The organism is Trueperella sp., from assembly GCF_043424875.1.
GTDB lineage: Bacteria > Actinomycetota > Actinomycetes > Actinomycetales > Actinomycetaceae > Trueperella.
On sequence record NZ_JBHWPL010000015.1, the window covers coordinates 25,076 to 37,990 of the forward strand.

9 protein-coding genes are annotated in these 12,915 nt (G+C 64.2%); 7 read left to right on the plus strand and 2 right to left on the minus strand.

Going from position 1 to position 12,915, the window contains the following annotated elements:
* Positions 1-65 precede the first annotated feature (65 nt).
* The 4 genes from ACHFFR_RS00905 to ACHFFR_RS00920 are packed head-to-tail and all read left to right on the plus strand — an operon-like array spanning position 66 to position 5,492.
* On the plus strand, positions 66-791 hold the full coding sequence (locus ACHFFR_RS00905) for an MBL fold metallo-hydrolase (protein WP_394262385.1): 726 nt from the start codon (positions 66-68) through the stop codon (positions 789-791).
* 48 nt (positions 792-839) lie between these two features.
* Positions 840-2,192 (plus strand): histidine--tRNA ligase, encoded by a 1,353-nt coding sequence (gene hisS, locus ACHFFR_RS00910; RefSeq protein WP_394262386.1) that lies wholly within the window; start codon positions 840-842, stop codon positions 2,190-2,192.
* Positions 2,185-3,927: a dynamin family protein gene (locus tag ACHFFR_RS00915; RefSeq protein ID WP_394262387.1), complete on the plus strand. Its 1,743-nt coding sequence runs from the start codon at positions 2,185-2,187 to the stop codon at positions 3,925-3,927. The genes hisS and ACHFFR_RS00915 overlap by 8 nt, the downstream gene beginning before the upstream one ends.
* Complete coding sequence (locus tag ACHFFR_RS00920; RefSeq protein ID WP_394262388.1) at positions 3,924-5,492, plus strand: dynamin family protein; 1,569 nt, start codon at positions 3,924-3,926, stop codon at positions 5,490-5,492. Before ACHFFR_RS00915 ends, ACHFFR_RS00920 begins: the two co-directional genes overlap by 4 nt.
* An 80-nt stretch (positions 5,493-5,572) precedes the next feature.
* Here the strand turns inward: ACHFFR_RS00920 and ACHFFR_RS00925 are convergent, their stop codons facing one another.
* Together ACHFFR_RS00925 and ACHFFR_RS00930 are read right to left on the minus strand one after the other, a co-directional pair.
* Positions 5,573-7,378: a DEAD/DEAH box helicase gene (locus tag ACHFFR_RS00925; RefSeq protein ID WP_394262389.1), complete on the minus strand. Its 1,806-nt coding sequence runs from the start codon at positions 7,376-7,378 to the stop codon at positions 5,573-5,575.
* 114 nt (positions 7,379-7,492) lie between these two features.
* The gene (locus ACHFFR_RS00930) at positions 7,493-8,896 is read right to left on the minus strand and encodes an MFS transporter (RefSeq protein ID WP_394262390.1); all 1,404 of its coding nucleotides are present in this window, start codon (positions 8,894-8,896) and stop codon (positions 7,493-7,495) included.
* 155 nt (positions 8,897-9,051) lie between these two features.
* On the opposite strand from ACHFFR_RS00930, the gene aspS reads away from it, so the two are divergent.
* Genes aspS through ACHFFR_RS00945 form a run of 3 tightly spaced genes read left to right on the plus strand, consistent with a single transcriptional unit; the run spans position 9,052 to position 12,809 of the window.
* Positions 9,052-10,899, plus strand: a complete 1,848-nt coding sequence (aspS, locus tag ACHFFR_RS00935) for an aspartate--tRNA ligase (RefSeq protein ID WP_394262391.1) — start codon at positions 9,052-9,054, stop codon at positions 10,897-10,899.
* Positions 10,900-11,655 carry a GNAT family N-acetyltransferase gene (locus ACHFFR_RS00940; protein WP_394262392.1) on the plus strand — a complete coding sequence of 252 codons (756 nt, stop codon included), beginning with the start codon at positions 10,900-10,902 and terminating at the stop codon, positions 11,653-11,655.
* On the plus strand, positions 11,652-12,809 hold the full coding sequence (locus ACHFFR_RS00945) for a hypothetical protein (protein ID WP_394262393.1): 1,158 nt from the start codon (positions 11,652-11,654) through the stop codon (positions 12,807-12,809). Before ACHFFR_RS00940 ends, ACHFFR_RS00945 begins: the two co-directional genes overlap by 4 nt.
* The last annotated feature ends 106 nt before the right edge of the window (positions 12,810-12,915 follow it).

Sequence of the window (12,915 nt, forward strand, 5' to 3'; positions counted from 1 at the left end):
TGCAGTTGTTCGCCGTGCTTCGATTGCTCCGGCCCTCACCAGCGCATTTCAGGTACCGTAGAGCCATGATTTTCTTGCGCAACTCACAGACGTATCTCGAGGCGAACACCTATATTCTTGCCGACGACGACGCGAAGGAAGCCCTCGTCGTCGACACGGGTGCTGGCTCGCACGCGTGGATCCCGGAGGCACTGGAATCGCGCGGACTCACCCTCGGCGCCGTCCTCCTCACCCACGGGCACGCCGATCACGTGTGGGACGTTGCGACGGTTGCGGGGGATGCGCCCGTCTATCTCCCGGCGCCTGACATGTACCGAATGGAGAACCCGATCGGCATGGCGCCCGCGGATCCCACGCGGGACCTCGTTCTTTCTCGTCTCGGATTCCAACCGTGGTCCAAGCCTCATGACCTGCGTGAGCTACCTGCCGAGATGCTTTCAGGGCCGTTCGAAATCGTCGCTGGCATCACGATGCGCGCCGTGCCCGCTCCCGGCCATACGGAAGGCTCCACCATCTTCCTGCTCGAGGGCGATCCAACGCCGGACCGGGAAGGTGCCATGATGAGCACCGGCCGTGCGGAACAGATCATGCTTGCGGGAGACGTCCTGTTTAACAACGGCGTGGGGCGCACGGATCTTCCCGGAGGGGATGAGGAGAAGATGGCTGCGACCTTGCGCCTCCTCGTTCAGATCATCAAGCCCGAAACGTACGTATTCCCCGGGCACGGCCCACACACCACCATGTTCCACGAGGTGCGCCACAACGCGTTTTTACACCACGCGATGAGCTAAACACTCGCTGATTCGGCGGATTACCGCCAGAGGTGGAACAATAGGCCCATGGCAAAAATTGCACCTATCTCCGGATTTCCCGAATGGCTCCCTGCTGGACGCATCGTCGAACAGCGCATGATTGATCTCCTTCGCGAGACATTCGAGCTCAACGGATTCTCCGGAATCGAAACGCGCGCAGTGGAACCGGTTGAGCGCCTCCTGTCCAAGGGCGAGACGTCCAAAGAGATCTACTTGCTGCGCCGCCTTCAAGACGAGGCGGGCGCCGATTCCGAGCTCGGGCTCCACTTCGACCTGACAGTCCCGCTTGCGCGCTACGTGCTGGAAAACTCCGGGCACCTCGACTTCCCGTTCCGCCGCTACCAGATTCAAAAGGTCTGGCGCGGTGAGCGCCCGCAAGATGGCCGCTTCCGCGAGTTCTTGCAGGCGGACGTCGACGTCGTCGGGCAGGACACGCTCGCATTCCACCACGAAATCGAACTTCCGCTCGTCATGGTTGATGCCCTGTCGAAGCTGCCCATCCCACGAGTGACGATCCAGGCGTCCAACCGCAAGGTCGCCCAAGGTTTCTACGAGGCAATCGGCATCGAGGACGTCGATGAAACGCTGCGAATCATGGACAAACTCGACAAGGTCGGCCCTAAGGCCATCATCGAGATGCTGTCCGACGGCGTGGGAGCCAGTGACGATCAGGCCCGCCTCGCGCTCGAGCTTGCGGAGATTTCAGGCGACGACGCCGGCGTGGCCGATCGCGTCCTCGCCCTCGGCCACCGCTCGGAGCTGCTTGACCAGGGTCTTGAGGAGCTCGTGGCTCTCGTGGAGGGCGCCAACGAGCTCATCCCTGGATCGCTGAGCGCCGATCTTCGAATTGCTCGCGGTCTCGACTACTACACGGGTTCGGTCTACGAATCCACGCTCGAAGGTCACGAGGATCTGGGCTCGGTGTGTTCGGGCGGGCGTTACGATTCGCTCGTCTCAGATGGTCGTAAGACGTACCCCGGCGTCGGACTTTCGATTGGCGTCTCGCGCATTCTCGCGCGCGTTATTGGTCAGGACCTCGTCACGCCGTCGCGCAAGGTTCCAACCACCGTGCTCGTGACGGTCAACGACGAGGGAGAACGCCGCCACGCGGAAAAGACCGCTCAGAGCCTGCGGCGCCGTGGCATTAGCGCAGAGGTGTCGCCGAACTCGGCAAAGTTTGGCAAGCAGATTCGATACGCGGACCGCCGCGGCATCCCCTACGTCTGGTTCTCGATGGACGAGGGGGAGCAGGTCAAGGACATCCGCTCTGGCGACCAGGTTGCGGCCGATCCGAGCGCGTGGATGCCACCGGCTGAGGATCTGACGCCCGAGCTGCGCGCCCCCGTCGAGCCAAACCATTCAAGGGATGCCCATGAGTGAGGAACTGAGCACGCCCACCTCGCGAGTTGGCCAAGTGCTTCGGCCTTTTCGCCAAGCGCTGGCCAATCTTCGCTTCCCACTTGAGGTGAGCGGTGCTGGGGACGCGGCACTGACGTATCAGGACGTCCTCAATCAGCTCGATGACTACGTGATCCCGCGATACGACTCGCTCGAGGCCCCGCTGTTGGCAGTCTTCGGCGGATCGACGGGTGCCGGTAAATCCACGCTGATTAACTCCATCGTGGGTGAGGTCGTGGCGCTTGCCTCTGCCATCAGGCCGACGACGCGCCGGCCGCTACTTCTTTACAACCCCGCCGACGAGGGCTGGTTTACCGACCAGCGCATCTTCCCGAACCTCGCGCGAGTCACCTCGCACGGCCCAAGCGATCTTGGATCGACCGGACAAGCCGGAGACGAGCTCGAGGTTCGCGGAACCGACCTCGTTCCACGCGGCATCGCCCTGCTAGATTCACCCGACATCGATTCCGTGGTGGTGGAGAACCGTCAGCTCGCCGCTCAGTTCCTGGCAGCCGCCGACCTGTGGGTATTCGTCACTACCGCCGCCCGCTACGGAGACGCGATTCCGTGGGCGATGCTCGATGACGCGGCTGAGCGCAACGTCGTCGTCGCTATTATCCTCAACCGGGTGCCGGCGGGAACCGGCGCCGAGGTGCGGGCCGATCTCGATCGCCTGCTCGCCGAACGCGGGCTCGAACACGCGCCGCTGTTCATGCTGTCCGAGCAGCAGCTCGACGCCGAGGGGCGGGTAGCGGCCGACGACGTGGCGCCGATTCGGGGCTGGCTCGAGGGCCTGGCGGCGGACGCTGCCGTGCGAGCCTCGGTGGCGCGGCAAACGCTCAGCGGAACCGTCAACGCACTCGTCAGCAACGGCGAATACATGCTGACCAGCTACGACGAACAGATCGCTGGCGTCGATTCGCTGCGCTGGGACATCTACTCGGCCTTCGAACAGGCGCTGGACAACGTTGCGCGGGACGTCTCCGACGGAACGATGCTGCGCGGCGAGGTGCTCGCTCGCTGGCAGGACGTCGTCGGAACAGGGGAGTGGGCGCGAAAGCTCGAACAGGGCGTCTCCACGATCCGTGACAAGATTTCCGGATTCTTCCGCGCCACCGTGGATACCGCGCCGGTCGAGGTTGCCATCGAGGACAACCTGCACACGCTCATCATGGGAGAGGCGGACCAGGCGAATGCGCGCGTCAAAGACGCGTGGAGCCACGGCATCGCCTCCGACCTCGTGGCCAGCGCGCGAGAGAACCTCAGATCCACCCAGGAGCGCAGCGAGGAAGCCGCGCGCCTTGTGCGAGAGTGGCAGACCGATCTCATCTCGATGATCCGCGCCGAGGGCGAGGGCAAGCGGATGACGGCCCGAGCTCTGGCGTTCAGCGTCAATGCCGTGGGCACGGCGCTCATCATCGTTGTGTTCGCCTCAACCGGCGGGCTCGTGGGCGGCGAGGTCGCGGTTGCGGGCGGAACGGCCGTCGTAGCACAGCGCGTGCTCGAAGCCGTCTTCGGCGACGACGCCGTGCGCCGGATGGCCGCGCAGGCACGCGATGGCCTTCAAGAGCGCGTCGCGCAGTTCCTCGCTGAGGATAAGAACGCGTGGCTCACAGCGCTTGATGGCTTGGGCGTGAACCACGAATTGCGCGGCGAATACGCGAACGCGCTGAGCGACCTGATCGATGCCAGACATGTAGATGGGAGGTCACTGTGAGTCTGACCGAAGCCATTGGCGATCTGCACGCCGCGCTGGACATCGGCGCGAAGCGCATGCCAGACCTCCTCGGCGAATCCACCGCAATTTTGGACAAGGCGGTCGAGCGCCGATCGCTCGGCGCCGATGTGACGATCGTGGCCCTTGCGGGATCGACAGGCGCCGGCAAATCGTCGTTGCTCAACGCGTTGGTGGGCCGGCAGATTGCGCGAACGAGCGCGATTAGACCGACGACGTCGGAGGCGCTCGCCGTGACGAATACCCAGGCGGCCGACGTGCTCGACTGGCTTGAGATCCACGAACGCCACGAGGCTGACCTCACCGCCGCGGGCGGGATGGTGCTCATTGACTTGCCCGATATCGATTCCACGGAGTTTGTGCACCGGGAGACGGCGAAGAAGCTGACCTCGCTCGTGGACGTCGTCGTGTGGGTTCTTGATCCGCAAAAGTACGCCGACGCCGTGGTGCACGAGGACTATCTATCGAATCTGGCCGAACACGCGGCCACGACGATCGTGGTGCTCAATCAGGCGGACCGCTTGGACGATGAGACCCTGACGAACGTTGTGAGCGACGCCGAGAGGCTCATGCGCGAGGACGGCCTCGAGGTCGATGTCATCCCGACGTCGGCGGTCACTGGCCGCGGGCTCGTGAAACTGTGGGAGCGCCTGGACCGAATCGTCGAAGACAAGTCCGCAGCCGATGAGCGTCTGGCGGCCGATATTCGCACCGCTGGTCGCAACATGGTTGGCGGCATTCACACTCGCGGAGGCAAAAAGCCTGGCCAAGCGACGGATCCGGACTTCACCCCCGTGGCAGCCGCGCTGGCGAAGGCCGGGGGCGCCGACGTCGTCGCTGATGCCGCCGCCGGCTCGTACACGAAGCGGGCTCGGGCGGCGAGCGGCTGGCCGGTCACGCGTTGGCTCGCGCAGCGCAAGATTGATCCGCTCAAGCGATTGCGCCTAGACGGGGATCGAGCGCAGGTGACGGGTACGAGTGAGTACGTGTCGCCCGCGCTGGCGACTGCTGCGCAGGGCAGGGTGCGAGACTACGTCGACGAATCGACGGCGCACATGCCGCGCGAGTGGGCGCGAGATGTGCAGAGCGAGATGGGCGAGCGGGCCGAACGCTTCTTGACCGGGATTGACCGCGTGGTGACCGGCGTCGATGTTGAAGCCAAGCGCCGGCCGGCGTGGTGGTTCGTGTTCAATCTTTTGCAGTGGCTCGCCCTCATCGTGGCGATCGTGGGTGGCGTGTGGCTGCTGCTCCTCATCTTCGCTGACACGCTCAAGCTCCAGCTCGGCGAGCCTCCCGCGTGGGGCATTTTCCCCGCGCCCACGATCATGCTGGTTGGCGGCCTGTTACTTGGCTGGCTACTGGCGGCCATCGGGCGAGCTTTGGCAGGAGCCGGCGCGAACCGGACGCGCGAGAGGGTGCGGCGGCGCCTCGCTACGGCGATCGGCGATGAGGCGAGGGCGGAACTCCTTACTCCGCTAGAGGAGGAACGCGCCACCTATGCGAGGTTCTTCGACCTGCTCGGATCGCTGGCACGCGCCGCGTCCTAGTCCGACCAGATCGCCGAGCACAACGAACGGGCGGGCCGATGCATGGGCATGGCCCGCCCGCTGTGTTAGGTGATAGATCGTTAGCGGAAGTTGCGCGGCTTTCGGCCGGGCTTCCCACGGCGTCCAGACCTGCGATCGCCGCGACCCTCACCAAAGCGGCGGCCAGAGCGCTGCTCGTCGCCAAACTTGCGGTCCGCGCGGTACTTGCGGTGGGCGCGGTCGTCGGATTGGCGCGGGCCCGTGTCACGCGAAATGTTGAGATTGCGGCCGGAGACTCGAGCGTTCGAGATCTTCTTCTGGGTGCCGGCGTCGATCTCTCGATCGATCTCGACCAGCGAGAAGGTCGGGTAGATATCGATGCGGCCGAGCTGCGAGCCGGTCAGCCCGCCCTCGCCGGTCAGTGCGCCGACGATGGCGCCGGGGGAGACGCCGTCGCGGCGGCCCACCTCAACGCGGTACATCGTGCCATCGCCCTCGAAGGTGCGCGGCTTGTTCTTCGCGCGGCGATCACCCTTGCCGCGGCGCTCGCCCCGGTCCTCGAAGGACACGGTCAGGCGTTCAGGCTCGTCGTCGGCCTGCGGACCCGGATCGCGCACGCCCAACGCGAGGAGCGCGGCAATGAGGTCTTCGGGAGACATGCCCTTCTCGCCCTGGAGCTGCTCGGTGCGGAACTCGTCGATGACCTCGCGATAGACGGACAGTCGGCCAGCCTCGTAACGAACCTTCGCCTGCTCAACGAGTTTGCGAGCACGCAGCCCGGAGACCTCGGCGGGAGTCGGGAGCTCCACTTGGCTCAGGTGTGCGCCGGTAATCTGCTCGATGCGGCGTAGGCGCGAGCGCTCCTTCGGAGTCACGAAGGTCAGCGATGTTCCTTCGCGTCCGGCGCGGCCGGTACGGCCAATGCGGTGAACGTAGGTCTCAGCTTCGCGCGGCACATCGTAGTTGACCACGAGGCCGATGCGTTCCACGTCGAGGCCGCGGGCGGCCACGTCGGTGGCCACGAGCACGTCGAGCGTGCCAGAGCGCAGGCGCTCCACGAGCTTTTCGCGATCACGCTGCTGGACGTCGCCAGAGAGCGTCGCGGCATGCACGCCACGCGTGGTCAGTTCGATCGCCAGGTCCTCGGCCGTGGCGCGCGTGCGCACGAACACGAGCGCGGCGTCGGCCGCCGTCGTCGCCAAAACGCGGGCAAGCGCGCCGATCTTGTGACGCGAGGGGACGACGGCGAACGTCTGCGTAATCGTGCCGATCGTCGATGCCGGAGGTGTCACGGTAACCTCCACCGGATCCGTCATGTGATTGCGCGCGACGTTGCGAATCTGCTTGGGCATCGTGGCGGAAAACAGTGCGGTGATGCGCTCGCTCGGAAGGTCCGAGGCGATCTTCTCCACGTCCTCGGCAAAGCCCATACGAAGCATCTCGTCGGCCTCATCGAGAACGAAGTAACGCACGCCGCCGAGCTTGAGCGCCCCGCGGTCTATGAGATCCATGATTCGGCCGGGGGTTCCGACGACGACCTGAGCGCCGTCGCGAATCTTGCCAATCTGCGGGCCATAGGGCGAGCCGCCGTAGACGGCCACAACGCGCAGACCCGTGGTCTGGGACGCGAATTCGTCAATCGCATCGGCGCCCTGAACGGCAAGTTCGCGGGTCGGAGCGAGCACGAGCGCCTGAACCTGCTGGAGGTCCGGATCCACGTGCGTAATCATTGGCAGGGCGAACGCGGCGGTCTTTCCCGTGCCAGTTTGGGCGACGCCCACGACGTCGCGCCCCTCAAGTAGCGGCGGAATGGCCTCTGCCTGAATGGGTGTTGGAGTTTCGTAGCCCATCGCTGAGATGGCGGACAAAATGTTTTCGGGCAGACTGAGCCCAGAAAAAGTAGTCATAATACCTAAGTGGTGTGGCGGCTCTCGGCCGCGATAGTGAATGGCGCCCGTGCGCCGCTTAACACATCACAACACAAACGGCATGGGCCCGGCGCCTTGCGCGCCTCTGGAAGTCTACTGTGTGGAATCGCTGGTGGGCAGGTGTTCTGGCGTGACTTCAAGCACCCGCTTCGTCACCAACAGGCCAGCGGCAAGCACGAGGCTCATGGCCGCGATCACGATGACGAAGGCCACGTGGTCAAGCGCGAATGCTGCGGCAAACAGGATGCCCGCCCACGCCACGAGGAGGGCGCCGCCCATCGTATCCGCGAGGGAGAGCGCCGAGGAGGTCATGCCATGGCGCTCCGGTGGGGTGATGCCGAGCCCATGAACGGTCAGTGCTGGGTAGACGATGCCAATACCAAGGCCGGCGATGAGCCAGCCGGCGATGGCGACGACGCCGGGCACGGTGGGAAACGCGGCGGGAATCGTCAGCGCAGTTCCAATGAGCTGACCGGCGGTGCCGACGATCGGCAGGAGCGTGCGCCCGGAGGGGGATTCCACCTTGCCCTGAATCCACGATCCCACGGCCCACGTGATCGAGCCGGTGGTCATGATGAGGCCCGCCTGGGTGGGGGACCAGCCGTGGACTTCCTTGAGCATGAGCGGCAAGAAGATCTCGGTGGCGATGAACGCGCCGTTGACGATGCCGCGCAGAAGGACCGTCGCCGGAAGCCCGGGACGGGAGCTCAGCGTGCCGGCGGGAAGGAGCGGGCGAACCAAGATGAATGCGAGAGCTGAGAGCGCGACGACGACGGCGACGACCGGCCAACCAAAGCTGTCCCCGCGCATGCCCGAGAGAACCTGAATGCCGGCCACGGCCACGCCCGTCGTCGCGCCAAAGAAGACCACGCGGCGGTGGCGGCCGAACGGCAGAGGCGGGTGAAGATCTGGGAACTTCCGGAACTGGACGATGAGCATCGGCAGGATGAGCAAAATGAGCAGTGGCACGATGCCAAAGACGAGGCGCCAGTTGAGGTGCTCGACGAAGAAGCCCGCCACGAACGGTCCAATGAGGGAAGGGACCACCCACGCGGCGGAGAACCAAGCAAAGATCTTTGGCTGGCGTTCTGGTGCGACGTAATTGCCGACGAAGACGTAAAGAGGGACGATCATGAGACCGCCGCCCAGGCCCTGAATGGCGCGGCCGAGCACGATGACCTCGATGTTTGGCGCGAACGTCGCGACCGTCAGTCCGAGCACAAACAGGCCGAGTCCGGTGTAGAGAGAGGGCTTGGGGCCCTTGGCGTCCGTCCACGGTCCGGCAAGTGCGGTGGTCATGAGCTGGGTGGCCAGAGCCACTCCAGCGGCGAGCGCATACAGGTGCTGGCCATCAAGGAATTCGACGACGAACGGCATAGCTGTGGCCACAGCGAGCGTTTCGAACGCCACCAGACTGATGAGGGCCACTGCGAGAATGGTCAGCCACTGTTCGAGGCTCCTGCTGATGCGCTGCTTCTTTTGACGACGTTCTCTCACGCAAGAATCTTGCCACACAGTGTTGGAAACGCAACTATGGCGCAGTGTGATCTTTGTGCGGGTGACACGTAGAGTGAATTGCGTGCCTGCCGCCCGTCTCGCGGTTGGCATCGCCCGCTCGTCTCGCGGGTGTCACGATGAAGAAAGAGGTAAGAGTGCTTCGCACCCGCATGGCAGGTTCCCTGCGTAAGGAAGATATCGGTTCGACAGTCACGTTGACGGGCTGGGTTGATCGTCGTCGTGATCATGGAGGTATCGCCTTCATCGATCTGCGTGACGCATCTGGAATCGCACAGGTCACGATCCGCGAGGAGGTGGCGCACGAGCTCCGCAGCGAGTTCGTCATCAAAGTCACCGGAACCGTCAATGCGCGCCCCGAGGGCAACGCGAACGCCTCAATTCCCACCGGCGACATCGAGGTGGAAGCCACCGAGGTTGAGGTCCTGAACTCGGCCGCGGCGCTGCCGTTCCAGGTCTCGGACCACGCCGAGGATTCAGGCTCCGTGAACGAAGAGGTGCGCCTGAAGTACCGCTACCTGGATCTTCGCCGCTCATTCCAGCAGAACGCCCTGCGCCTGCGCGCCAAGGTCAACCAGGCTGCGCGCCGCGTGCTCGATGGCCACGAGTTCGTTGAGATTGAAACTCCGACTCTGACCCGGTCTACGCCCGAGGGCGCTCGTGATTTCATCGTGCCGGCGCGTCTGGCGCCCGGCTCGTGGTACGCACTGCCGCAATCGCCGCAGCTGTTCAAGCAACTGCTAATGGTGGGCGGCCTGGAGCGGTACTACCAGATTGCTCGGTGCTACCGCGATGAGGATTTCCGCGCAGACCGTCAGCCCGAGTTCACCCAGCTCGATGTGGAAATGTCCTTCGTCGAGCAGAAGGACGTCATCGCTGTTGCCGAGGACGTGCTCAAGGAGATCTGGAAGCTCATCGGCTACGAGATTAAGACCCCCATCCCGCACATGCCATACAAGGAGGCCATGGAGCGGTTCGGCTCGGACAAGCCCGACCTGCGCTTTGGCCAAGAGCTTGTGGATCTGACTGACTACTTCAAGGACACCCCGTTCAGGGTGTTCCAAAACGAATACGTGGGCGCCGTCGTCATGCCCGGTGGTGCCTCGCAGCCACGCCGAGCCTTCGACAAGTGGCAGGAGTGGGCGAAGGCCCGCGGAGCCAAGGGTCTGGCATACGTGACAGTTGCCGAGGACGGCACCATGGGCGGCCCCGTGTCCAAGAACATTTCCGACACCGAGCGCGACGGCCTCGCGGAGATCACCGGCGCGAACCCGGGAGACGCGATCTTCTTCGCCGCCGGCAAGCCCGCGCCCTCGCGCGATCTGCTCGGCGCGGCGCGCCTTGAGATTGGCAAGCGTTGCGATCTGATCGACGAGGACGCGTGGTCGTTCGTGTGGATCGTCGACGCACCTCTGTTCAAGCCCACCTCCGAAGCTGAGGAAGAGGGCGACGTCGCTGTTGGCGGCGGAAAGTGGACGGCCGTCCACCACGCCTTCACCTCGCCCAAGCCCGAGTGGGTCGACTCCTTCGATCAGGATCCAGGCAACGCGCTCGCATCGGCCTACGACATCGTCTGCAACGGCAACGAGATCGGCGGCGGTTCCATTCGTATCCACCGCGGCGACGTCCAGCAGCGCGTCTTCAACATCATGGGTATTGACGAGGAGACCGCGCAAAAGCAGTTCGGCTTCCTGCTCGAGGCGTTCAAGTACGGCGCACCTCCGCATGGCGGTATCGCCTTCGGCTGGGATCGCATCGTCTCGCTCCTGGTCAAGGCCAAGTCGATTCGCGACGTCATCGCGTTCCCGAAGATCGGTAACGGCTGGGATCCGCTGACGAACGCGCCGGCTCCCATCACGCCCGAACAGCGTAAGGAAGCGGGCGTGGACGCCAAGCCCAAGGAAGCCAAGAAGGGCGAACAGGCTGATGAGAATGCCGACACCGCAATGGCGGAGAAGGCACAGGCTGAATCGGAGGGCGCATAAGTGCTCGGCGCGCAATCACCATATTGGCGGTTATCCGCGTGGAAGTATCGCCTCGACCGATCGCCGATCGAGGCCGTCAATGATCCGGATCTCGGACTCGTGCTCGTCGACAGCGAGCGTGGTGAGACCCTCGTCATGTACGGCGAGCCTTCCCGCGGCGTGCCCGCGTTGCAAAACCTCCTCGGGCAGGGCATCGTTCCGGCCCGAACGATGATGAATCGCGAGATCTACGGCGCGCTGGACGCAGACCTGCGCAACCACTTCGGTCCGAACTGGGGTAACGCGTGGGACTTCTTCTGGACGGAAGAGCCCCTGCCTGCCGTTGACAATTCCGATCGCGTCGAGCTGTTGCGCTCGGGATCCGAGGAACTGAAGGCCGTTGAGGACGAGGTTCGCGAGGCCCTTCTCGCATCGAATCCGATCACGAGCGCGATCGAGCATTTCGACAGGCTCGACTGGTTCATCCTGCGCGCCGACGATGGCAAGATTGCCACGGTCATGGGCTCCACCCAGGAAGAGGGCATGAGCTTCGAGGGCCTTGGCACCATTCCGGATTACCGCGGTCACGGCTACGGTGGCGCCACGATGGTCGGCGCCGTCAACCTCTCGCTCGAACACGTCAGCCACGTTCAGTTCGGTGTGTGGTCGTGGAACGAGGGCGCGATGCGCCTATATCGCAGGCTTGGTATTCACCACGACGGCGGAATGATCATCGGGCGCGAAGAACCCTTCGAGAATCTCCAGGACATGGCGTGAAGAAATTCGCTCTGCTCGCGGCCGCGGCCACGATGGCTCTTGCGGGATGCTCATCTGGCCCTGAGGCGGAGTGGATCGTTCCGCTCGAGCTCGGCGATTCATACACGACGACGAACGTGCTGTCGATCGCCGAGGCGAACGGCGCCGTCGTCGTACCTGTGTCCAATACCGTCTATGGTTTCAACGCGGCCTCAAACGAACTCGCGTGGACGGTGACGCTGGGGGAGGAGGTCTCGCAGTGCTTGCCTGCGGGATCGAACGTGCTGTGTGCGACGGGTCTTCACACGACTGTTGCCCTCGATCGCGAGGGCAACAGTGCTGAACACGTCGGGTTGGCTGTGGAATATAGCGGCCCGGCCGGGGTTTATGTGGCGCAGGCCTACGAGGACCGCGTGGAGCTCATCAAGGCCGATCCCGATGCGTCGATCGACGACATCGCGTCGGGTGAGACCGTTGCGGTATACGACGGCCGCTACGCCAATCTGCCAGAAGGTACGCGCATCGAGCTCGGCGAGGACGGCAGCTACCCAGCGCAGATCCAAGAGCTCGTGGACGCGGGAGTGCTCCGGCACAACTCGGCGTGGCTCAATCCTCCTGCGATTGCGCAGCTTGGCCAGCCGCTTGCCGATGGGCACGTCATCATCGACGGCGGGGCGGTTCAGCTGACGTCGGTGGACCCGACCACCGTGACGATCTTCGACCTCCACGGAACTGAGACCGAGGAAATCACGGTCGAGACGTCGCTGCACATGTCGGTCAATCCCGAGTGGACGCAGGCGGACATGAGCGAGATCGTCAACGAGGTTGCGGGCTTAGGGACGAGCCACGCGTTCGTGTTCTCGGACGGCGAGGTAGTCGGATTCGAGCGGATCTTCAGCGATTCCGTTGCGCCCGCCTTCGCCAACATCGAAGGTTTTGAGCTGTCCACGGGGGAGAAGCTCGGATTCGACCCGATCTCTCCAGAGAGCCAGGGCCTGTGGGTGGTCGACTACCCGTACGTCTCGGTGTTCGGGCACGGCCCCGACGGCGAGGTCGCCGCAACGTTCGACGTGGCGACCGGCGATCGCGTGATTGAGGGCGCCAAGTGCCAGTGGACCGATGGGTCGACGTACTGCTTCACCCCGGACCGCCTCGAGAAGATCACGGCGTTCTAGCCGCTCCTCGCGCGGGTCTTACTTCGCAACTGGGGCAAGTTCTCTCTAAATGGTGCAGGAAGTTCCTGCCCGGTTTGGTAGAAACCTGCACCGTTTGCGGGTGTGA